The organism is Rhodococcus sp. IEGM 1341, assembly GCF_030056895.1.
GTDB lineage: Bacteria > Actinomycetota > Actinomycetes > Mycobacteriales > Mycobacteriaceae > Rhodococcoides.
Genome location: NZ_JASHKV010000001.1, coordinates 1406683 through 1428498, shown reverse-complemented (window position 1 = coordinate 1428498; position 21816 = coordinate 1406683). Strand labels below are relative to the sequence as shown.

Here is a 21816-nt window from a genome sequence, read left to right as displayed (position 1 = left end):
CCCGCTGCAGCCGCGTATTCACGGGAGTCGACGGTCCGTTGCTGCGATCGACTTCCGGCGACGCCGCACGACGGCGATGATTTCGTCCACGACTCGATCGAGGTCGGCAAGCGCCGTGGCCGCCGAGTAGCGCAGCACCAACCATCCATCGAGCACCAACTCGTTCTGGCGTCGACGATCGTTGTTGAACGTGGCGGGATCCGTGTGGAACTCTCGGCCATCGATTTCGACGATGACTCGTGCGGAAAAGTCGACCAAGTCGCCGTAGAACTTCCCGACGCGCGCATTGATCTCCATCGTGAAGTTGCGGGCTGTCAACGCCCGCGCTACTACGCGCTCCGGCTCTGATCGTGTTCTCGGGCAGCACGTTCGAAGCTGCTTCCGGACGGAAGCCATCCCGTGCATTCCCTTCGACGTGTCACACAGTGCGGCAACCCGTCGCCACGGCAGATGATGGTCGATGGCGTCGTCGAAGAATTTCTCGAGATCGGGCGTCGACAACGAGGTCGCGACGTCGACGAATGTCTGCTCCAGCGACACCACTCGCAGGCCTCGGTGGAGCTGGACCTCGACGAGGCGTCGGCGATGAACTCGAACCCACGGCACCGATCTCGACTGGACGTTCGGGGCCACCGTGACGGAGACGAGTCGCGGTTCGTAGTCGATCAGTCCCCACAACCAGGCCGCACTGTCGTGGCCTAGCACGGCGTCCGGTTTCCACGGAAGCGCACCGGTGCACAGTCCGAGGTAGTCCGGTTTCTCCGTCGCGTAGACCTTCGGCAGTAGGCACACGAGCTCTCCCGACTGCGATCGTCTCGAAATGCCGCTCGTACTGAGTCCTTGCGCCATCAATTGCTGCACTGTGTAAACCCCCATGGCTACACCGTTGCGGCTGAGGAGCCTCTGCAACAGTGGCAATCTCGCAATTGTGGATAACTCGATGACGTTATCCACAGGCAGTGCCCGGCAGAGTGGGCACCAGTGCACACAACGATCGCCGATCGACGGAATCCCGTCGATCGGCGTCGATAGTGCGCAACCCTGCCCGGCCAGCATCACCCAGCACTGTCGAACACGAGGCTAGGCATCCGCCAACGCGACCACCGGCGAGATTCGATTCGCCCGTCGTGCCGGAGTCAGTGATGCCCCGAGTGCGAGGAGGCCACCGCACAACACGGTTCCAGCGATCACAGCCCACGGCAGAGTGGGAGCCGTGAGTCCGCGTGAATCCAGTGAGCCGAGCAGCGATTGTGCTGCGGCCCAGCCGTATCCGATGCCGAGGATCAGCCCGAAGCCCATCGAGGCGACCACCATCTGGCTGCTCTCCGAGACGATCATCGACCGAATCTGCTTGCGGGTGAATCCGAGTGCACGCAACAGACCGATCTCTCGGGTGCGCTGCAGAATGCTCAGCAGCAGGTTGTTCACCATCCCGACTGCCGCGATCACAGCCGAGAAGCCGATGAGTCCGGTCATGATTCCCACTGTCACGGTGAGGACCTGGTCGACGGAGGCTTCGTCGAACTCGTTGACGAGCATCGCCCGGTAGCTGTACATCGCGACCGCGAACGTGGTCACCAGCGTCACCCCGATCAGCAATCCCACCGCGGTGCGGGTGCTGCGATCCGGATAGCGAATTGCGTTGGCCGAGGCCAATTTTGCTGCAGGTCCGCGTCCGAACAGTTTCCCGACCAGCCTCAGCGTCGCGGGCAGAATTCGATAGGCGCCGACCATGATGCCGGTGAACGAGGCGACACCGCCGAGGAACGCGACCAGCACACCCGTCGGGTTCACCATCCCGATCAGGATTCCGAGGCCGAGCAGTGCCACTCCGCCGGCGATCAGCACGATCGACATGCCCGTCCTGATTCGACGCGACCGCGGAGCCTCCACTCCCGTGTCCACGGCACCCCCGGTTGCCTGAACAGGAGTCACGTCCAGCACTTTTCGAGACCCGACGTAGGACGCGAGAGTCGTCGTCAGCACCACGATGACCACCGGCAGGATCACCAGCGGTTGGACGGACGTGTACTCCACGTCCGGCAGCTGACCGGCCGAGACCGCAACGGCTCGCGCGGAATGACTGGCTCCGACACCGAGAACCGAACCGAGTGCACCACCGAACAATCCGACGAGGAAGCCTTCCCTGGCCACCGATCGACGCAGGTCACGCGCCCGGGCACCCAGTAGGCGCAGAAGGGCGATGGTGCGGGTGCGGCCCGCGACGATCGTCGCGAACGTGTTCGAGGTGACCACCGCCGCGACATACAGGGCGAGACCGATGAACACGAGCGCCACGCTGTACAGCGCGGTGATGGCAGCACCCTCCATCTCGCCGAAGATGTCGACCAGAAAGGCCGTCGCCTGAATCAACACCACACCGAAGAACGACGCGAGCGAGGTCACCAGCAGACTGGCACCGTGCTCCTTCGACGCCTGAGCCGACGTCAACCCACTCATCGGACGCTCTCCATTCCCAGCATGTAGCTCGAAACCTGTTCCGCACTCGAACGCCCCAGTTCGTTGACGATGTGACCGTCGGCGAGGAAGACGATGCGATCGGCGTAGCTCGCCGCGATGGGGTCGTGGGTGACCATCACGATCGACTGGCCGTACTCGCGCACCGCCGCAGCGAGAAGGCCGAGAACCTCACGGCCGGTGCGGGAATCGAGATTGCCGGTGGGTTCGTCGGCGAAGATCAGATGTGGACGGGTCCCCAGCGCGCGGGCGATCGCGACGCGCTGCTGCTGCCCACCCGAGAGCTGATGCGGCCGGTGGTTCACCCGCGCCTGCAACCCCAGAGTGTCGATGAGCTGCTCGATCCAGGCCGCCTCCTCGGCGGTGGGTGCGCGGCCGTCGAGCTCGAACGGCAGCAGGATGTTGCCCCGAACATCGAGGGTGGGAACGAGATTGAAGGACTGGAAGATGAAGCCGACCTGCTTGCGCCGCAGCGTGGTCAGTGCGTCGTCGTTGGCCGAGGTGATGTCTGCACCGGCCAGCATCAGATGACCCGAGCTGGCGTTGTCCAATCCCGCCATCACATGCATCAGGGTCGATTTGCCGGAACCGGACGGTCCCATGATGGCGGTGAACTGGCCGCCGTGAATGTCGAGAGAGACGTTGTCGAGGGCGCTCACCGGATTGGTCGAGTCGCCGAAATGTTTGCTGACTTGGAATGCCCGGGCAACAGGGCCTGCTGTGATCGTCATGCCCACAACGCTATGAACTCAGCGGCCCCGAGTAATCAGGCGCGAGTCTCTGCGTCGTACATCTACAGGATGACTTCGGTGTCAGTCCCAAGCAGGTCAAGGCGAGTTGAGTCCGTGCTCGAATGCGTAGACCACCAACTGCACTCTGTCACGCAGGTGCAGCTTGGCGAAGATGCGACTGATGTGCGTTTTCACCGTCGCCTCGCTGAGGAATTCCATCTCGGCGATCTCGGAGTTGCTCAGCCCGCGGGCGGTCAGTCGGAAGAGTTCCTTCTCCCGCGCCGTGAGGGTGGCGAACTCGGCCGGCACCTTCGGCACCAACGGTGTCGGCGTGAAATGCGCCAGCAGACCCGTCGTCGCCGACGCGGCGATCACCGAGTTGCCTGCATGAACCGTCCGGATCGCAGCCAGCAGAAATTCCGGGTCCGCATCCTTGAGTACGAATCCACTTGCGCCCGAACGAATCGCTCGCGCCGCACTCTCGTCGAGGTCGAACGTCGTCAGGACCAGAATCCGCGGGGGAGTATCGGATCCGGCCACGATCTGCTCGGTCGCGGCGATACCGTCGAGCACGGGCATCCGGACGTCCATGAGCATCACGTCGGGACGTGCCGACGCGGCGAGCTCGACGGCTTCCTTCCCGTTGCCCGCCTCACCGACGAACTCCAGATCGGGCTGCGAGGAGATGAGCATGCGAATGCCCGCGCGGAACAACTGCTGATCGTCGACCAGCGCTACCTTGATTCGATCGGACATCAGCTGATTCCCTTCGTGGACGAGCCGGCCGCAGGAAGCCAGGCTGTCACGGTCCACGACGATCCGTCGCCGGACGCGGTGCACATGCCACCGGCGAGGCTGGCGCGTTCTTTCATACCGGCGATTCCGTGGCCGCCCGATTCCGACGCCGAACGCGCCGAGGGCACACTGTTGCGCACCGTCAGTTCGATGCCGGCAGAGTCGGATTCGATGGTGACGGTCACCGGCTTGTCGGGGTCGCCGTGACGTAGGGCATTGGTCAGCGATTCCTGCGCGATCCGATAGAGCGCCAGGTGCGCACCGGCACCCAACGACACCGAATCGGTGTCGATCGACGAGTCGATGGTCAGGCCGGTCGCACGCACTTGGTCGAACAGACGCTCGAGATCGTCGGGGGTGGGGTTCGGGAGATCGCCCTGACTGTGGCGCAGCTGTCCGAGCAACACCCGAACGTCGGACAGTGCTTCGCGCGCGGTGTCGGAGATGGTCGTCAGGGCAGTGTCGACGGCAGCGGGGTCGACGGCGCGGACATAGCGTGCGCCGTCGGCCTGCGCGATCACCACGGCGAGCGAATGCGCCACGATGTCGTGCATGTCGCGGGCAATTCTGTTGCGCTCCTGCTCGATTGCCACTTCGTGTTCGGCGCGGGCCTGATGTACTTCCGCGAGCTCACGCGCGTGTGCGGATTCGATGGCGGTGCGCCGGGCATAGGCCAAGCGACCCAGGGCCCAGGACAACCCGAGCATCGCCCACAGGCCGACGAGGAGGAAGGCGAACTGTAGGAGTCGGGGTTCCTGGTAGCCCTCCTCCGTGGCCGGGCCGAACGGATTGCCGTCCACGAACGCCAGGTACAGAGCCGCTATCACGCCACCGGCGACGGCCGAAGCGAGCCCGAGGCGTCGAAGCACGTTGTCGCCGTACGCGGCCGAGCAGTACAGAATCGCGAAGATTGCGATGTCCGCCGAGAGGGGGAGTACCCCGCTGATCATCTGCACGACGGCCAGCACCCACGCCAGTGCCAACGACAGTCGCGGTGACCGTCGCCGAACCGCCAGCGCGACGCCGAAACCGACCAGGACGCCGAAGCCGGCGGAACCGTAGGGACCGTACAGCGTGGACGACGTCATGAGCAGAACGAAGACGACGGCGTAGGCGACGTCGAGCACCTGCCGTGAGATCGAACGCTTGCGCAGCACTCGATCAGACTACGTGGATCAGTTGGTGCGGCGACGAGCCTTCTCGAGCGCGGCCAGAGTCGACAGGACCGTGGTGCGCTGCCGTTCGAGATCCTTCATGCGCGCACGTGCCGGCAGGCCCTGCACGCCGTCGAGCGCGCTGATCTGCTCGTCGACGGAGGTGAGCTGGCCGAGCAACTTCTGCACACGGGACTGCAGTTCGATCGCATCGATCCCGGTGACGCCGGCCTGCGACTTCTTCGTCGGTGCCTTCGCAGGCGTTCCGGACGTCGTGGAGGCCGGTGCGTTGCCCGCGGCAGCGGCCCTGGGGCGCAAGGCTTTGCGGACGGCGGCCGGATCGGGCAGCTTCTCGAGCCGAATGCGGTTGAGCACCTCACGCGCATCCCGAGCGGTGACGCGGTACTCGCGCTCCTCCTCGTCCTCGGACGCCAGCGTCCCGCCCAGGGGCCGCAGGCCGTACATCCCGATGAAGTGCTTGGCCTCGTCGATGACGGCTTCCTTCTCGCGGCACAGACCACAGCGCGGCTCGTTTCGGAAGTCCTCGACGCTGTCGGTGCTGCCGCACCAGACGCACCCGCCCGGCGTCCACCGGGCAATTCTGACCGTAGTAGTTCCAGCCGGGCCGTGGGGAGAGTCTGCGTCGATCACGACGAGTCATCTTAGGTGACAACGAAACCCGCCCCGCACACCCCCGTCTCGCGAGCTGCAGGTTCCGGTCACGGACGTGACGTAGTTCATGCAGAGCGGACGGAGAGCGGGCGGGGCGGGGTGAAACAGACCTGAAGGTCGGGAGTGGAGCCTGCGGAGTGACCCGAAAAGGCTATGCGCTGCCGTTGAACAAGCTTGTGACGGAGCCGTTTTCGAAGACCTCGCGGATGGTGCGAGCCAGCAGCGGCGCGATCGAGAGCTCGGTCAGCGTTTCGAAGCGCTTCTCGTCACTGATCGGCAGGGTGTTGGTGACGACGACTTCCTTGGCACCGCAGTTCGCGAGCCGCTCGGCGGCCGGGTGGGACAGAACTCCGTGGGTGGCGGCGATGACGACGTCACCGGCTCCGGCTTCTTTGAGCACCTTCACGGCACCGGCGATGGTGCCGCCGGTGTCGATCATGTCGTCGATGAGGATGCAGGTGCGGCCTTCGACGTCGCCGACGACGCGGTTGGACTTGACCTGGTTGGGCACCAACGGGTCACGCGTCTTGTGGATGAACGCCAGCGGCGCACCGTCGAACGAGTCGGCCCACTTCTCGGCGACGCGTACGCGGCCGGAGTCGGGGGAGACCACGGTGATGTGCTCGAGGCTGTAGGTCGCCCGGATGTGATCGGCGAGCTGGCTGTGTGCGTGCATGTGATCGACGGGTCCGTCGAAGAAGCCCTGGATCTGATCGGTGTGCAGGTCGACGGTGATGATGCGGTCGGCACCGGCGGTCTTGAGCAGGTCAGCGACCAGACGAGCGGAGATGGGCTCGCGTCCCCGGTGCTTCTTGTCCTGACGCGCGTACGGGTAGAACGGCAGGATCGCGGTGATGCGCTTGGCCGATCCGCGCTTGAGCGCGTCGATCATGATGAGCTGTTCCATCAGCCACGTGTTGAGCGGGAACGGATGCGACTGCAGCACGAAGGCGTCCGATCCGCGGACCGACTCCTCGAAGCGAACGAAGATCTCGCCGTTGGCGAAGTCACGCGCGGTCTGCGGGGTGACGTCGATCCCGAGTTCCTTGGCGACCTGCTCGGCCAACTCCGGATGTGCTCGACCAGAAAACAACATCAGGTTCTTCTGGTTGTCGATCCAATTAGGGGTGGTCACTGCTCTTCGCCGTCCTTTTGTTCTTGCCGATCACGATCTGCGAGCGCCGCTGCTTTCGCAGCTTCGGTTCCGGGCCTGTTGTCGATGACCCAGCCTTCGATATTGCGTTGCTTGCCACCGGAGACGGCCAGCGCGCCGGGAGGAACATCGTCCCGAACCACTGTTCCTGCACCGGTGTAAGCGCCGTCGCCCACATGAACGGGAGCGACGAACGTCGAGTCGGAACCGGTCCGCACATGGGATCCGATTTCCGTGCGGCTCTTGTTGACGCCGTCGTAGTTGGCGAAGACGTTGGAGCAACCGATGTTGCTGTGGTCGCCGATCGTGGCATCGCCGACGTAGGTCAGGTGCGGGACCTTCGTGTTGCGGCCGATCGTCGCGTTCTTGGTCTCGACGTAGGCACCGAGTTTGCCGCTCTCGCCCAGGACCGTGCCGGGACGCAGGTAGGTGAACGGTCCGACGGTGGCATCCGGTCCGATCACGGCCTGCTCGGCGTGGGTGCGCACGACCGACGCGCGCTCGCCGATCTCGACGTCACGCAGGGTCGAGTCCGGTCCGACGACCGCGTCGTCGGCGATGTGGGTCTTGCCGTGGAGCTGGACGCCGGGTTCGATGCGGACGTCCGCGCCGAGGGTGACGTCGATGTCGATCCAGGTGGTCGATGGATCGACGACGGTGACGCCGGCCCGCATGTGTCGTTCGACGATGTGACGGTTCAACACGGAGGTGACGTGCGCCAGCTGGACGCGGTCGTTGACGCCCACCACCAGATCGGGATCGGCGAGCTGGGTGCCGTAGACGGCTTTGCCGTCGGCCTTGCTGATCTTGACGACGTCGGTCAGATACAGCTCGTGCTGGGCGTTCGCGGTGCTGAGTTTGCCCAGGGCGGTACGCAGCGCCACGGCGTCGAACGCGTAGACGCCGGAGTTGACCTCACCGATCAGCACCTGGGCCGGGGTGGCGTCGGCGTGCTCGACGATCTCGGCCACCTCCCCGTCGTCGGTGCGGACGATACGGCCGTAGCCGTTCGCATCGTCCGGGACGAAGGTCAGCACCGTGGCGGCAGCGGGCCTGGGGGCGCTCAGGTGCTCGTCGAGCAAAGCTTTGAGAGTGTGGCCGTCGAGCAGGGGCACGTCGGCGGCGGTGACGAGGATCGTGCCCTCGAAATCGTCGGGCAATGCGGCCAGGCCGCACTGCACGGCATGTCCGGTGCCGAGCTGGCGATCCTGGACTGCGGTGTGAATCGTGCGCCCGAAGGTGGCCGCGAGGTCCTGGACGGCCTCGGTCACTCGTTCGCGATCATGTCCGACGACGGTCACCAGGTTGTCGGGACCCAGGTCGGCGGCCGCGTGGAGGGCATGCGCGAGCATGGTGCGGCCGGCGAGGGGATGCAGAACCTTTGGAGTCTTCGACCGCATTCGGGTACCTGCACCCGCAGCGAGAACGACCACGGCGGTCTGCACAGGCATTGAGCTCCTCAGGCGGTAACGCGAAGACGGTATGCACGAATGATGTTGCTCGCTCCGCCGCCAGGACTCGAACCTGAACTATCTGAACCAAAATCAGAGGTGCTGCCATTACACCACGGCGGATAAACGGCCAGCGGTTTCGCCAGTGGCCGACGAATCGAACGACTCATTCGTTTGCCGCTGCGCTCCCACTGAGCGCAACGATCCTCGCACGCGAGGTGGTGGTGAGTCGAACCGCGATGAAGATTCCGCCCTCCGGGTCGTTCCTGCAGGCTCCACTCCCGCCCTCCGGGTCGTTCCTGCAGGCTCCACTCCCGCAGGGCCAAACGGATGGATCGGACATCGTTAGTGTGGGGGAGGCGTCGAGTCCGGCGTCGAAAATGCAGGGTCGGTAACGGGAGCGGTTTTCGATGACAGGCGCAGCCTCGGAGCAGGAACGCACACCTCGAGTCCGAATGACAGGAACGCAACGGCGCGAGCAGTTGATCGAGGTGGGGCGCACGCTGTTCGCCGAACGCGGGTACGAGGCCGCGTCGGTCGAGGAGATCGCCGGGCGCGCGAACGTGTCCAAGCCGGTCGTCTACGAGCACTTCGGCGGTAAGGAAGGTCTCTACGCCGTCATCGTCGATCGGGAGATGTCGACGCTTCTCGGCATGATCACCAAATCACTCGACCTCAATCGCTCGCGGATTCGCGTCGAACGTGTCGCACTTGCACTACTCACCTACATCGAGGACCGCACCGACGGTTTCCGCATTCTCGTGCGCGATTCCCCTGCGGCTGCCGAGGACGGCAAGTACTCGTCGTTGCTCAACGAGGCCATCGGTCGCGTCGGGCACATGCTGGCCGGGGATTTCTCACGCCGCGGACTCGATCCCGAGTTCGCGCCGATGTACGCCCAGGCGCTGGTCGGAATGGTGTCGATGACGGCACAGTGGTGGCTCGACGTGCGAACACCGTCGAAAGAAGTGGTTGCGGCGCATGTGGTCAACCTGTGCTGGAACGGGCTGACGAATCTGGAGGCCGACCCTCGATTGACCGAGGAATGAGAACTCGGTTTCGTCTCTTCGCGGTTAAAGAGGGGGTATCGTCCCCTTTGTCGGCCATGAGAGCTGTGTCACAGACGGCGTAAGGCTCGATCGGACCGATGCATGTTGGCACGAGACGTAAAGCAAGTCAGTGGTACCGTTCGGGCGTAATTTGCGCAGTGGCAGTTCAGAATTGCGAAGGCGGATCCCATGGTCAGGCAGGCCCGCGCTGAAATAACCCGCGACACCGTGCTCGCGGGCGCAGCGAACGTATTTCTGCGCCTGGGGTACGCGAACGCGAGTCTCAGCGAAATCATCTCTCAGTCCCAGGTCACCAAAGGCGCTCTGTACTTCCACTTCGGTTCCAAGGAAGAGCTCGCACGTGCGGTCATCGACGAGGGCAACGCTCGGCTGACCACTGCGTGCATGCAGTTCAACGACGGTCGCATCCCCGCACTCGAGGCGGCAATCGGCATCTCCTACATCGTCGTCGACCTTTCGGTCAGCGACCCCATGGTCTCGGCCATGCTCCGGCTGAGCCATCAGATCGGCGATTACCGCGGCACCGAAGGCAACGTCATGGCCGGGTGGAGCGAGTCGTTCGACAAGCTCGCCGCCAAGGCCATCGCGCAGGGCGACATCGACCCCAACTCGGACTCGCGCACCATCGGTTCGCTCGTACTCGAGATCCTGGCCGGCGTGCACATGGTTGCGGTTGCCACCTCCACCACCGAGGAACTGCCGTCGCGCATGGAGCGTCTCTGGTACTACCTCCTGCCGGCTCTGGTTCCCGCCAACAAGTTGGACTACTTCCGCGAATTCGCGGCGCGTCGAGTCATCCGCTTCGGCCCGTAACTCACGAGTTCTTCGCAACGAAAGCCGCTACGTCGTCGCACAGTCGATCCGGGTATTCACCGTTGATCGCATGTGAGGCGTCGGGATAGAGGTAGGGCCTTGCCGTCGACGAGCCCGGCGTCTCCCGCCTGCCGAGCTGTCGGTGTGCTCCCATAGACTCGGTCACGACTGTGCGTATGCAGCCGTCGCCTCGAATCGCTTCTAGGAGCATTGCTGTTGTCTTCCGATTCTCTGCCTGCCATTTCTCCATCCGGGCCGGCCCCGATCGTTCCCGACGCGGCGCTGCAACTCTCGGGTCTGGCCAGCGTCGCGCTGACGGATTCGTCCATGGTGGCCGTCGCCGATGCGATCGGAACCGCCGAGCACACGCTCATCGGACCGCACTCGGTTCGCCCGTTCGTCGCCGCCGCGATCGCTCAGCACACGCAGTTGTTGATCGTCACCGCCACCGGGCGTGAAGCGGACGATCTCACCGACGAACTGCGTCAGATCCTCGGCGGCGGAGTTGTCATGTTCCCGTCGTGGGAGACGCTTCCGCACGAGCGACTCTCACCGAGCGCCGACACGGTCGGCAAGCGACTGGACGTACTCCGCCGGCTGGCCCGCCCCGGCGACACCGATTACGGCGATCCTCTGCGCGTCATCGTCACCACCGTCCGTTCGCTGGTGCAGCCCATGGCACCCGGTCTCGGCGAGATCGAACCCATCACCCTGAAGGTCGGGCTGGACATCGACTTCGACGGCTTGATCCACCGACTCGTCGAGTTCGGCTACCTACGCGTGGACATGGTCGGCAAGCGCGGCGAGTTCGCCGTCCGCGGCGGCATCCTCGACCTCTTCTCGCCGACGGCAGATCACCCGGTGCGCGTGGAATTCTGGGGCGACGAGATCACCGAGCTCCGAGCGTTCGCGGTCTCCGATCAGCGTTCGTTGCCCGATCACGAGGTCGATCTCGTCATCGCTCCGCCGTGCCGCGAACTGCTCCTCACCCAGGAAGTTCGCGACCGTGCCGCGGTTCTCGCAGCCGACAATGCCGGCGACACCGCGTTGGTCGAGATGCTCGACAAGCTGTCCGCCGGCGTCCCGGTCGAGGGCATGGAGGCGTTGCTGCCGCTGCTGCAGCCGGGTGAATTGCAGTTGCTGGCCGATACCCTCCCCGCGGGAACACACGTACTGCTCTGCGACCCCGAGCGAATCCGCACGCGCGCAACCGATCTGGTGCGCACGGGCCAGGAGTTCCTCGAAGCATCCTGGACGGCAGCATCGATCGGTGGAGCCGCGCCGCTCGATACCTCCACCCTCGACACCTCCAGCCTCGAAGGGGCATCACTGGATCTCGGCGCCTCGGCCTACCGTTCGCTTCGACAGGTTCGCGAGTCCGCGCAGGTGCACGGCCGGCCGTGGTGGACCATCAGCCCGCTGGCGTCCGGCAACGGCGAAGAAGTCGAACTCGCCGTCGACTCGGTCCCTGAGGTCCGTGGGTCCGAGGAAGCGCTGACGGCCCTGTTCGCCACCCTGCGAGCGCATATCGCCACGGGTGGTCGTGCGGTCATCTCCGTTGCGGGCGCAGGTACTGCCACCCGCATCATCGAACGCCTCGCCGAGGCCGAAGTGCCTGCAGCGCACCTCGATTCCGGTGCGGTCCCGGTCGCCGACGTCGTGAACGTCCTGTGCGGATCGTTGCACGACGGTCTGGTGTTTCCCGACGCGAAACTCGTGGTCGTCACCGAGAGCGACCTGACCGGCAACCGCGTGGCCGCAGCGGGCGAGGGACGCAAGCTCCCGGCGAAGCGTCGTAATCAGGTCGATCCGCTCGCCCTCGTCGCCGGCGACAGTGTCGTGCACGATCAGCACGGCATCGGCCGATTCGTCGAGATGGTCGAACGCACCATCGGTGGTGCCCGACGCGAATACCTGGTCGTCGAGTACGCACCCAGCAAGCGCGGCCATCCCGGAGACCGACTCTTCGTCCCGATGGACTCGCTCGATCAGCTCTCGCGTTACGTCGGCGGCGAGCTCCCGTCTCTGAGCAAGCTCGGTGGATCCGACTGGGCCAACACCAAACGCAAGGCGCGCAAGGCAGTTCGCGAGATCGCCGGCGAGCTGGTGCAGCTGTACGCGGCTCGTCAGGCCGCTCCCGGGCACGCCTTCGGACCCGACACCCCGTGGCAGCTCGAGATGGAAGATGCGTTCGGATTCACCGAGACGGTCGACCAGATGACGGCCATCACCGACGTCAAGGCCGACATGGAGAAGGCGGTTCCGATGGACCGCGTCATTCTCGGTGACGTCGGCTACGGCAAGACCGAGATCGCGGTTCGCGCCGCATTCAAGGCGGTGCAGGACGGGAAGCAGGTCGCCGTGCTGGTGCCGACAACGCTTCTGGCGCAACAGCATCTGCAGACTTTCACTGCCCGTATGGCGTCGTTCCCGGTGACCGTCAAGGGGCTCTCGCGCTTCACTCACGGTTCCGAATCCAAAGAGGTCATGGCCGGGCTGGCCGACGGTACGGTCGACATCGTCGTCGGTACGCACCGGTTGTTGCAGACCGGTGTCGCTTGGAAGGACCTCGGATTGGTCATCGTCGACGAGGAGCAGCGCTTCGGCGTCGAGCACAAGGAGCACATCAAGTCGCTTCGAACCCACGTCGACGTCCTGACGATGTCTGCGACTCCGATCCCGCGAACGCTCGAGATGAGCCTGGCCGGCATCCGCGAGATGTCGACCATTCTCACTCCGCCCGAGGAGCGGCACCCGGTGCTCACCTACGTGGGTGCGTACAACGACAAGCAGGTCGCCGCGGCCATCAGGCGTGAGCTGCTGCGTGACGGCCAGGTGTTCTTCGTGCACAACCGAGTCAGCTCGATCGACAAGGCCGCCAAGAAGATTCGCGATCTGGTGCCGGAGGCCAGGGTGGCGACGGCGCACGGTCAGATGAACGAGGAAACACTCGAGCGCACCGTGCAAGGGTTCTGGCAGCGCGAGACCGACGTCCTGGTGTGTACCACCATCATCGAGACGGGCCTCGACATCTCCAACGCCAACACCCTGATCGTGGAGCGGTCCGATTCGCTCGGCCTGTCGCAGTTGCACCAGCTGCGTGGCCGAGTGGGCCGTAGCCGCGAGCGTGGTTACGCGTACTTCCTGTACCCGCCCGAGAAGCCGCTCACCGAAACCGCATACGACCGACTTGCGACCATCTCGCAGAACTCCGACCTCGGAGCCGGTATGGCCGTGGCGATGAAGGACCTCGAAATCCGCGGTGCCGGAAACGTTCTGGGAGCCGAGCAGTCCGGCCACGTCGCAGGCGTCGGATTCGACCTGTACGTGCGGCTCGTCGGTGAAGCAGTCGAGGCGTACCGCGCGGCCGCCGACGGAAAGCCCATCACCACCGACGAAGCTCCCAAGGAAGTGCGCATCGACCTGCCCGTCGACGCCAACATTCCACCCGACTACGTCACCAGCGATCGGTTGCGCCTCGAGGGTTACCGAAAGCTCGCTGCGGCAGCCGATTCCGAGGGCATCGACGCGGTCATCGAAGAACTCGTCGACCGGTACGGTCCGCTGCCCGAGGAGGTGGGTCGACTGGTCTCCATCGCCAAGCTGCGGCTGATCGCCAAGGAATACGGCCTGACCGACGTCAATGTTGCCGGAACGCAGGTGAAGCTGGCTCCGATGGACCTACCCGATTCCAAGCAGATCCGCCTCAAGCGGCTCTACCCGAGCGCTGCCTACCGGGCGACGACCGGTGTGGTGCAGTTGCCGCTGCCGCGCGTCGAAGGCGGCGGAGTGGGGGCGGCGCGCGTACGCGACGTCGAATTGGTGCAGTTCATCGCCGATCTCATCCTATCCTTGGACGGTAAGCCATCTCGGTCGGTGTTGTTGGAGCAAACAGTGGGGGTGTAGCGGTGACGGTAGTTCTGCTCGACCCTGTTCGGCCCACGCAAGTGCCGGTTGATGCTGTCGAATTCCTCGGCGGTGCAGTGCAATTCACCGAAGAAGTGCCGGTGCGAGTGCGGTGGCTCTTCTCGGGAACCGCTGCGCCCGACGCCGTCGACGCGGTGCTGGTGAGTACCGATCCCGCCAACCCCGACGTCCAGGAACGGATTGCACGCGGAGAACGGGTCATCGCCGCCGAGAAGCTGCCCGGTGACGACCTCATCGCAGCGGTCCGGCTGATGGATCGGCTCCGCACCCTCGGCGGATGGGAAGCGCAGCAGACCCACGAGTCGTTGCGCGGCTACCTGCTGGAAGAAACCTACGAGCTGCTCGACGCCATCGCCGCGGGCAATTTGGTGGATCTGCGCGAGGAACTCGGAGACCTGTTGCTGCAGGTGCTGTTCCATTCCAGAATTGCTCAGGATGCCGCCGAGAACGCGTTCGATGTCGACGACGTCGCCGCAGGACTGGTCGCCAAGCTCACCCACCGCAGCCCGCATCTCGGTCGAACGGGCAACGGCCCCATCGACATCGCCGAACAAGAGCGAGCCTGGGAAGAGAAGAAGGCGTCGGAGAAGGCACGCGGATCCTGCGTCGACGGAATCGCCCTTTCTCAGCCGTCACTCGCCCTGGCGCAGAAAGTGATCGGACGGGCCACCAAGGCAGGCCTGCCCGACGAGCTGATCCCCGACGGCCTACGCGTCGTGCACATCGGGATCGACCACTCACACGGAGGAGACAGTGCCGAGGACCTGCTGAGGCGTCGGGTACTGGATTTCGCTGCGTTGATCCGTAATGCCGAAGCCTCGGCCCGCAACGCAGGCATCGGGCCGGGGGAGATGTCCGCACTCGACTGGATCGAACACTGGGGTCTGCGAGGCTGACTGCCCCGCCGCCCGCCCTCTCTCGGTACCCTCGTCCCTCGGGTTGGGATCAATGTGGGGTTCAGTCGGTCAGAGTGCAACAAAGTCGCATTGATCCGGACCGGCTACTTGCGCCAGAACAAGTGATGAGTGATGCCGCTGCTACTGGGTACGACCTCGTGCTCGAATCTGTCGTTCAACTCGTCGGGTGAATCCCACAGCTTCAGGCCCGAGCCGAATTCGATGGGCGAGACGACGATGTGCATGGTGTCGACGAGATCGGCGTCGAGGAATTCCCGAATACTGGTGACGCCGCCGCCGAGTCGCACGTCCCTACCGTCGGCCGCCTCCTTTGCTTGCTTCAGTACTTTGGAGGGCTCCCCGTCGACAAAGTGAAACGTTGTGTCGGAGAGCGTGATCGAGGGTCGCTCGTGGTGGGTGAGCACAAAGACTGGAGTGTGGAACGGCGGCTCGTCACCCCACCAGCCCTGCCATTCGTGGTCGGTCCACGGTCCGCGTTGGGGTCCGAACTTGTGCCGGCCCATGATCTCGGCACCGATGTTGTTCGCGAAGTCGCGGGCGAAGTAGTCGTCGAGTCCGCGACTACCACCCGAACCGGCGTTTCCAGGGAAGCTGGCGGTGCCGAAGTACCACCCCATCAGGGCCAGATGGTCGAGTCCGAACGGGCTCTCGAAGCTCTGGTCGACCCCCGCAGCGATTCCGTCGCTCGACACGGTGAAGTTCTGTACCCGAACAAGCTGTCCCATGTGTGCTCCCGAAGTCGATGATAGAACGTACGACGTATGGACCGAGCCGACTGTACAAACTCACCGCTCGACCGCGTCAATGGACCACTGCAGCGCCCAGACGTATGCAGTGTGCCATCCACGTGGACCGGGTTTTCGCGTGAATGAACCCTTGCAGAGGTCAGACGTATGCAAGGGTCCATTGACGCGGACGGGGGTGGCGGGGCCCGCCTACTCGAACAGCGTCGAACCCCAGTACTCGGATTCTTCGACGCCGGGTGGGCAGGCGAATACCGCAGACCCAACGTGTTGGATGTATTCGTTCAGTGCGTCCTTGCGCGAGAGTGCCAGTTGCATCGGGACGAATTGGGTCAGTGGGTCGCGGCAGTAGGCGATGAAGAACAGTCCGGCGTCGAGGTGGCCGAAGCCGTCGGATCCGTCGGTGAAGTTGTATCCCCGACGCAGGAGTTGGACGCCACCGAGGTTTTCCTTCGACGCCAAGCGCACGTGGGCGGTCTTGTCGATGAAGGTGCCCTCGGGACCCTGGGAATCGAAGTCGAGGGCGTCGAATTCGTCCTTCTGTCCCAGCGGCGCGCCGGTGCCCTTGCTGCGTCCGATCACTCGCTCTTGTTCTTTCAGGGTGGTGCGATCCCAGGATTCGATGAGCATGCGGATTCGACGCGCCACGAGGTAGGAGCCGCCGGCCATCCATTCCTGATCGTCGTCGGCAGCAACCCACACGTTGTCGTTCAGCAGTGTCGGGTCCTCGGCCTTGAGGTTGGCCGTTCCGTCTTTGAAGCCGAACAGGTTTCGCGGCGTCGCCTGGGTGGTCGAGGTGGACGACGTGCGACCGAACCCGAGTTGCGACCACTTGACCGACACGGTGCCGAAGCCGACGCGAGCGAGGTTGCGGATGGCGTGGACGGCCACCTGGGGGTCGTCGGCGCAGGCCTGGATGCACAGGTCTCCACCCGAGCGTGCCGGATCGAGGTTGTCGGCGGGGAAGTGCTGTAGATCGGCCAGGGACGCAGGTCTTTTCGACGCCAGGTCGAAGCGATCGAACATGCTCGGACCGAACCCGATGGTCAACGTCAGCGACGACGCCGTCAGACCGAGAGCTTCGCCCGTATCGGTGGGCGGGTTGTACTGCCCGCCGTCGACCGCGCCGCCGTCGAACGTCTCCTCTCCGCGAATGAGACGCTCGGCCATCAGCGTCCACTTCTTCAGCAGCGCAACGAATTCGTCGCGAGAGTCGGTGGTGATGTCGAAGGCGACGAAGTGCATGCGATCCTGCGCCGGGGTGACGATTCCGGCCTGGTGCTCTCCGCGGAATTCGACCACATCCGATGTCGGCACCTCGGCACCCGACGCCGTCGCATGTCCCGCCATTGCCCCGACTCCGACGAGGGCAGCACCGGTCCCGACGGCACCGAAGAGGCGTCGCCGGGAGAACTGGCCGGTCTTATTGTCCTGCAACGACACCCTGCACCTGGCTCACTTCGGCGGACAATGCGTCGATCTTGTTGGACAGTTCTTGGCGCTGCGGCTCGGTCACGGTGTCGTAGAAGACGAAGCCGTCACCGTTGCGGTACTTGGCGAGTTCGGCATCGAGTTCGGCGAAGCGTGTGTCGATCGCGGTGCCCAGCTCGGCGTTGCGCTCGTCGAGGATGGGGCGGACGGCGGCGATGGCGGCCTGCGAGCCGTCGACGTTGGCCTGGAAGTCCCACAGGTCGGTGTGCGAGAAGAAGTCCTCTTCGCCGCTGATCTTGGTCTTGGCGACCTCGTCGAGCAATCCCTGTGCGCCGCCTGCCACCTGGATCGGGTCGATGGTGAAGTCTTCGGCCTTGATCTTGTCTGCCAGTTCGGTGATGTCTGCCTGCAATTGATCGGCCATCGCGTTGGTGTCGGGCTGCAGACCCTGCGTCCACAGGTCCTTCTCGATGCGGTGGAAGCCGGTCCATTCGGCCCCTGGCTCCACGTCGGGCTCACGCAGATCGATGCGGGGGTCGAGGTCGTCGGGGAAGCTCTCGGCGACGGGCTCGATGCGCTCGTAATAGCTACGCGTGATGGGGAATTGAGCCTTGGCCGCGTCGACGTCTCCGCTCTTGACGGCGGTGACGAACGAGGCGGTGGTCTCCTGCAAGGCATCGATCTGGCTGACGACGTACCGCTTGTACCCGGCTGCGGCCTCGGTGAGGAGTCCGTCCTCGCCTGCGGTGCGGACCGAGTCGCCGGTGACGACGTAGTCGGCGCGGATACCGTCGCCCACCATGCCTGCCTTGCAGGCGGTTTGGTACGTGCCGGGATCGGGCAGGGCGACGATGAGCTGACGCGTCAGGCCGGGTCCGATGTTCTCCACCTCGCCCATGACGCGGTCGCCTTCGCCGTAGACGTAGAACTCGGTGACCTTGCTGCCGTTGTTGGTGATCTGGAACGTCGAGTTCCCGGTGGTGCCCTCGGAAGCGCCGACGTCGCAGGAGGAGTCGGTCGCGGTGACGGCGATATCGCCCGACGCGGCCTCGGTGGAGGACTTCTCGGTGCAGCCGGCCAGAGCCATCGGCAGAACCGCGACGGCGGCCAGAGCGTAGGTGGTACGACGCATGGTGGTGGTGCCTTTCAGGAGGATTGCAGAGCAGGCTCGGGTGTCGCGGGAACACGGACCGGGCGGAGGAAGAGGTAGAGGACGATCACGATGTAGAGCACCCACGCGATCGCTTGGAACACAGTGGGTTCGGGCCGGAAGTTGAAGATGCCGGCGAGCACGGTTCCGTACCAGCTCGAGGCGTCGAAGTGTGCGGTGATGTCGAAGGCGACGGCGCTGCCGCCGGGGAGGACTCCACCGATCTGCAGTGCGCGGATGCCGTAGGCGAGGATCCCGGCGGCGACGACGATCAGGAAGATGCCGGTGTACTTGAAGAACACCGCGAAGTTGACGCGCACGGCACCGAAGTAGAGGAATACCGTCAGGACAGCGGCGACGACGATTCCGAGCAGCAGTCCCAGCAGTGGCCACAGGCTGCCGTTGGTGTTCTCGGCGTAGCCGACCATGAGCAACGCAGTTTCGACGCCTTCGCGGCCGACCGCGAAGAAGGCCAGCGTCAGCACTGCGGCGGGCCCGACGGTCAGCGCTTTCTCCATGTTCGCCCGCAGTTCTCCGGAGATGTTCTTCGCGGCGGTGCGCATCCAGAGCACCATCGCCGTCACGATCACCACAGCAACGAGTGACGCCGCTCCGGCGATGATCTCGGCGGTCAACCCGGTGACGGTGGACGTGCCGTAATGGATCACGAAGAAGATGGCGGCGACCATGGCGACGGCAAGGCCTACTCCCAGCCAGACCCACTTGAGCGCGTCGCGGCGATCGGCTTTGACGAGGAACGCGACGAGGATCATCACGACGATGCCGGTCTCGAGCCCTTCACGCAGGCCGATCAAGCCACTGCCGAACATTTGGGTGGCGATCGACGGCGCTGAGCCTGCGGCGGCGAGAACTGGCATGAATCAGGCTCCTGCGGTGCGTCGAACATTGGTACGCCTTCCCTCGCAAAGGGTAGGCGACCCTCATGCGTGAGGGCTGACCAGAACATACACCCTGCAACCCGGCTCGAATACGCGTTGACCAGGGGTTATCTCCGTCTTTAGCTTTCTATTACCTTGCGTGTGCAGGATGGAGTGGTGATCTCCCGTATCTGCGTGCTCGCCACAGCGTCGGTCCTTCTCGCGTTGACGGCGTGCGGCACCGGCGAACCCGAGCGCGAGATTCCCGAGGGCATCCCGCCCGGACCCGGCACCGAAGTGCCGGCCATCGATTTCAACGCGCCCGGGCGGACGGCCGATCTGTTGCTCGCCTGGGCCGAACCACAGACCGAAGCGTTGGGCATTTCGGTGACCGCGTTGGCCTCGTACGGGCACGCGGCCGCGATCATGACCGAGACAGATGCCGATTGCGGAATCGCATGGACGACGCTCGCCGGAATCGGCTACATCGAAAGTCGGCACGGCACCTACCAGGGTTCGTCGGTCGCGCCCGACGGTCTCGTCGCACCGCCGATCCGCGGGATTCCTCTCGACGGCGGACCGGGCGTCGCCGAGATTCCGGACACCGACGGCGGCGTCATGGACGGTGACACCGAGTTCGACCGGGCCATGGGCCCCATGCAGTTCATTCCCGAGACGTGGAAGAAGTGGGGTGTCGACGCCAACGGCGATGGCGTCGCCGATCCCGACAACATCGACGACGCCGCGCTGACCGCTGCTCGATACCTGTGTGCGCGCGGCGGTGATCTGCGAACCGCGCAGGGCTGGGAGACGGCGTTGATGGCCTACAACCTGTCGGGTCAGTATCTGCGGGATGTGCGCGATCGTGCGGCCGCGTACTCGGTGGGCACCAGGCCGTAGGACCTCCATGCATCGCGGACATCACAGGGGAGCGGTTAGTCTTGCACCCGGCACAGTCCGTCGGTACCCGTTTATAGGAGAAGCATTCGTGGCCATCATTGAGCAGGTCGGAGCGCGCGAAATCCTCGATTCTCGTGGCAACCCCACGATCGAGGTCGAGGTCGCATTGGACGACGGGACGCTGAGTCGCGCCGCCGTTCCCTCCGGTGCATCCACCGGTGAGCACGAGGCCGTCGAGCTTCGTGACGGCGGAGACCGCTACGGCGGCAAGGGTGTCGAGAAGGCCGTCAATGCAGTGCTGGACGAGATCGCTCCCGCCGTCATCGGCCTGGACGCCATCGAGCAGCGCACCGTCGACCAGGCTCTGTTGGATCTGGACGGCACGCCCGACAAGTCTCGCCTAGGCGCAAACGCCCTGCTCGGTGTCTCGCTCGCGGTCGCGAAGTCCGCTGCCGAGTCCACCGGACTCGAACTCTTCCGTTACCTCGGTGGCCCCAACGCGCACATCCTCCCCGTTCCGATGATGAACATCATCAACGGTGGCGCGCACGCAGACAGTGGCGTCGACGTGCAGGAATTCATGATCGCCCCCATAGGCGCGCCGACCTTCAAGGAGTCGCTGCGCTGGGGTGCGGAGGTCTACCACGCACTCAAGGCCGTGCTCAAGGCCAAGGGCCTGGGCACCGGCCTCGGCGACGAGGGCGGCTTCGCTCCCGACCTCGCCGGCACCAAGGCTGCCCTCGACCTCATCCTCGAGGCCATCGGCAAGACCGGCCTCAAGCCCGGTCAGGACGTTGCGCTCGCTCTCGACGTGGCGGCCACCGAGTTCTACACCGCAGGCACGGGCTACGCCTTCGAGCGTGAGACCAAGTCAGCCGAGGAGATGTCGGCGTTCTACGGCGAGCTCGTCGACGCCTACCCGCTGGTCTCCATCGAGGATCCGCTCGACGAGAACGACTGGGACGGCTGGGTTGCGCTGACCGAGGCCATCGGCGACAAGGTGCAGATCGTCGGCGACGATCTCTTCGTCACCAACCCCGAGCGTCTCGAAGACGGCATCGTCAAGGGTGCGGCCAACGCACTGCTGGTCAAGGTCAATCAGATCGGCACACTCACCGAGACCCTCGACGCAGTCGATCTCGCGCACCGCAACGGCTACAAGACGATGATGAGCCACCGGTCCGGCGAGACCGAGGACACCACCATCGCTGACCTGGCAGTTGCCGTCGGCAGCGGCCAGATCAAGACCGGTGCTCCGGCTCGAAGCGAGCGCGTCGCCAAGTACAACCAGTTGCTGCGTATCGAAGAAGCTCTGGGCGACGCGGCGCGTTACGCCGGCGAGTTGTCTTTCCCCCGGTTCAATTACGAGGGATAGCGAACAGGCTCGTATGACACGAAGTGGAGAGGTCAATGATGGCACGGCGCGGCAGGTCCGGGACCAGTCCAGGTGGACGTGATCCCCGACCCCGCGGCCGTTCCTCCTCTTCGAGTCGGTCCAAGGCCGGGGGCGTCTCGCGTGACGCGAACGCCTCCGGCCGACAGGCCACCCCACC

At 64.7% G+C, this 21816-nt stretch carries 19 protein-coding genes and 1 tRNA gene; 6 read left to right on the top strand and 14 right to left on the bottom strand.

What is annotated here, in order from left to right; genetic code table 11:
- Positions 1–18 precede the first annotated feature (18 nt).
- From QM615_RS06375 to QM615_RS06335, 9 genes are all read right to left on the bottom strand, one after another.
- A complete protein-coding gene (locus QM615_RS06375) occupies positions 19–876 on the bottom strand; it encodes a DUF559 domain-containing protein (RefSeq protein WP_149405176.1) in 858 nt (285 codons plus the stop codon).
- Between the two features lie 204 nt (positions 877–1080).
- Positions 1081–2460, bottom strand: coding sequence for an ABC transporter permease (locus QM615_RS06370; protein WP_149405177.1), 1380 nt, complete (start codon positions 2458–2460; stop codon positions 1081–1083).
- Positions 2457–3209 carry an ABC transporter ATP-binding protein gene (locus QM615_RS06365; RefSeq protein ID WP_094670511.1) on the bottom strand — a complete coding sequence of 251 codons (753 nt, stop codon included), beginning with the start codon at positions 3207–3209 and terminating at the stop codon, positions 2457–2459. The genes QM615_RS06370 and QM615_RS06365 overlap by 4 nt, the downstream gene beginning before the upstream one ends.
- A gap of 96 nt (positions 3210–3305) precedes the next feature.
- Complete coding sequence (locus QM615_RS06360) at positions 3306–3965, bottom strand: response regulator (protein WP_149405178.1); 660 nt, start codon at positions 3963–3965, stop codon at positions 3306–3308.
- Complete coding sequence (locus QM615_RS06355) at positions 3965–5161, bottom strand: sensor histidine kinase (protein ID WP_149405179.1); 1197 nt, start codon at positions 5159–5161, stop codon at positions 3965–3967. Before QM615_RS06355 ends, QM615_RS06360 begins: the two co-directional genes overlap by 1 nt.
- A gap of 18 nt (positions 5162–5179) precedes the next feature.
- Complete coding sequence (locus tag QM615_RS06350) at positions 5180–5809, bottom strand: hypothetical protein (RefSeq protein WP_231893907.1); 630 nt, start codon at positions 5807–5809, stop codon at positions 5180–5182.
- Positions 5810–5981: 172 nt separating this feature from the next.
- The gene (locus QM615_RS06345) at positions 5982–6965 is read right to left on the bottom strand and encodes a ribose-phosphate diphosphokinase (protein WP_082898903.1); all 984 of its coding nucleotides are present in this window, start codon (positions 6963–6965) and stop codon (positions 5982–5984) included.
- Positions 6962–8434: a bifunctional UDP-N-acetylglucosamine diphosphorylase/glucosamine-1-phosphate N-acetyltransferase GlmU gene (glmU, locus tag QM615_RS06340; protein ID WP_149405180.1), complete on the bottom strand. Its 1473-nt coding sequence runs from the start codon at positions 8432–8434 to the stop codon at positions 6962–6964. The genes QM615_RS06345 and glmU overlap by 4 nt, the downstream gene beginning before the upstream one ends.
- 52 nt (positions 8435–8486) lie before the next feature.
- Positions 8487–8557, bottom strand: a tRNA-Gln gene (locus QM615_RS06335).
- Positions 8558–8844: 287 nt separating this feature from the next.
- Here QM615_RS06335 and QM615_RS06330 point away from each other — a divergent pair.
- Together QM615_RS06330 and QM615_RS06325 are read left to right on the top strand one after the other, a co-directional pair.
- Positions 8845–9483, top strand: a complete 639-nt coding sequence (locus QM615_RS06330; RefSeq protein ID WP_068049842.1) for a TetR/AcrR family transcriptional regulator — start codon at positions 8845–8847, stop codon at positions 9481–9483.
- 189 nt (positions 9484–9672) lie between these two features.
- Positions 9673–10317, top strand: coding sequence for a ScbR family autoregulator-binding transcription factor (locus tag QM615_RS06325; protein ID WP_149405181.1), 645 nt, complete (start codon positions 9673–9675; stop codon positions 10315–10317).
- A 1-nt stretch (position 10318) separates the two neighbouring features.
- Here QM615_RS06325 and QM615_RS06320 read toward each other — a convergent pair whose 3' ends face one another.
- The gene (locus QM615_RS06320) at positions 10319–10483 is read right to left on the bottom strand and encodes a hypothetical protein (protein ID WP_176460590.1); all 165 of its coding nucleotides are present in this window, start codon (positions 10481–10483) and stop codon (positions 10319–10321) included.
- A 161-nt stretch (positions 10484–10644) separates the two neighbouring features.
- Here QM615_RS06320 and mfd point away from each other — a divergent pair, with 161 nt between their 5' ends.
- Both mfd and QM615_RS06310 read left to right on the top strand, forming a co-directional pair.
- On the top strand, positions 10645–14223 hold the full coding sequence (gene mfd, locus QM615_RS06315) for a transcription-repair coupling factor (protein WP_256989505.1): 3579 nt from the start codon (positions 10645–10647) through the stop codon (positions 14221–14223).
- A 2-nt stretch (positions 14224–14225) separates the two neighbouring features.
- Positions 14226–15140 (top strand): nucleoside triphosphate pyrophosphohydrolase, encoded by a 915-nt coding sequence (locus tag QM615_RS06310; RefSeq protein ID WP_094670507.1) that lies wholly within the window; start codon positions 14226–14228, stop codon positions 15138–15140.
- A gap of 104 nt (positions 15141–15244) precedes the next feature.
- On the opposite strand, the gene QM615_RS06305 is transcribed toward QM615_RS06310, so the two are convergent.
- The 4 genes from QM615_RS06305 to efeU all read right to left on the bottom strand — a co-directional run bounded on the left by QM615_RS06305 (position 15245) and on the right by efeU (position 19363).
- Complete coding sequence (locus QM615_RS06305) at positions 15245–15886, bottom strand: dihydrofolate reductase family protein (RefSeq protein WP_149405182.1); 642 nt, start codon at positions 15884–15886, stop codon at positions 15245–15247.
- Positions 15887–16096: 210 nt separating this feature from the next.
- Positions 16097–17347 (bottom strand): iron uptake transporter deferrochelatase/peroxidase subunit, encoded by a 1251-nt coding sequence (gene efeB, locus QM615_RS06300; protein ID WP_149405183.1) that lies wholly within the window; start codon positions 17345–17347, stop codon positions 16097–16099.
- Positions 17328–18467 (bottom strand): iron uptake system protein EfeO, encoded by a 1140-nt coding sequence (efeO, locus tag QM615_RS06295; RefSeq protein ID WP_149405184.1) that lies wholly within the window; start codon positions 18465–18467, stop codon positions 17328–17330. Before efeO ends, efeB begins: the two co-directional genes overlap by 20 nt.
- Positions 18468–18481: 14 nt before the next feature.
- On the bottom strand, positions 18482–19363 hold the full coding sequence (gene efeU / locus QM615_RS06290; protein WP_149405185.1) for an iron uptake transporter permease EfeU: 882 nt from the start codon (positions 19361–19363) through the stop codon (positions 18482–18484).
- A gap of 177 nt (positions 19364–19540) precedes the next feature.
- Between efeU and QM615_RS06285 the strand changes: the two genes are divergently transcribed.
- Together QM615_RS06285 and eno are read left to right on the top strand one after the other, a co-directional pair.
- Complete coding sequence (locus QM615_RS06285) at positions 19541–20263, top strand: lytic transglycosylase domain-containing protein (protein WP_094639811.1); 723 nt, start codon at positions 19541–19543, stop codon at positions 20261–20263.
- A gap of 88 nt (positions 20264–20351) precedes the next feature.
- Positions 20352–21638 (top strand): phosphopyruvate hydratase, encoded by a 1287-nt coding sequence (gene eno / locus QM615_RS06280; protein WP_149405186.1) that lies wholly within the window; start codon positions 20352–20354, stop codon positions 21636–21638.
- Positions 21639–21816: the final 178 nt, after the last annotated feature.

What these genes read in the sequence shown, in the direction of transcription:
- QM615_RS06375 (WP_149405176.1), bottom strand. Translation starts at nt 876, where the DNA reads ATGGGGGTTTACACAGTGCAGCAATTGATGGCGCAAGGACTCAGTACG.
- QM615_RS06370 (WP_149405177.1), bottom strand. Translation starts at nt 2,460, where the DNA reads ATGAGTGGGTTGACGTCGGCTCAGGCGTCGAAGGAGCACGGTGCCAGT.
- QM615_RS06365 (WP_094670511.1), bottom strand. Translation starts at nt 3,209, where the DNA reads ATGACGATCACAGCAGGCCCTGTTGCCCGGGCATTCCAAGTCAGCAAA.
- QM615_RS06360 (WP_149405178.1), bottom strand. Translation starts at nt 3,965, where the DNA reads ATGTCCGATCGAATCAAGGTAGCGCTGGTCGACGATCAGCAGTTGTTC.
- glmU (WP_149405180.1), bottom strand. Translation starts at nt 8,434, where the DNA reads ATGCCTGTGCAGACCGCCGTGGTCGTTCTCGCTGCGGGTGCAGGTACC.
- QM615_RS06330 (WP_068049842.1), top strand. Translation starts at nt 8,845, where the DNA reads ATGACAGGCGCAGCCTCGGAGCAGGAACGCACACCTCGAGTCCGAATG.
- QM615_RS06325 (WP_149405181.1), top strand. Translation starts at nt 9,673, where the DNA reads ATGGTCAGGCAGGCCCGCGCTGAAATAACCCGCGACACCGTGCTCGCG.
- mfd (WP_256989505.1), top strand. Translation starts at nt 10,645, where the DNA reads ATGGTGGCCGTCGCCGATGCGATCGGAACCGCCGAGCACACGCTCATC.
- QM615_RS06305 (WP_149405182.1), bottom strand. Translation starts at nt 15,886, where the DNA reads ATGGGACAGCTTGTTCGGGTACAGAACTTCACCGTGTCGAGCGACGGA.
- efeO (WP_149405184.1), bottom strand. Translation starts at nt 18,467, where the DNA reads ATGCGTCGTACCACCTACGCTCTGGCCGCCGTCGCGGTTCTGCCGATG.
- efeU (WP_149405185.1), bottom strand. Translation starts at nt 19,363, where the DNA reads ATGCCAGTTCTCGCCGCCGCAGGCTCAGCGCCGTCGATCGCCACCCAA.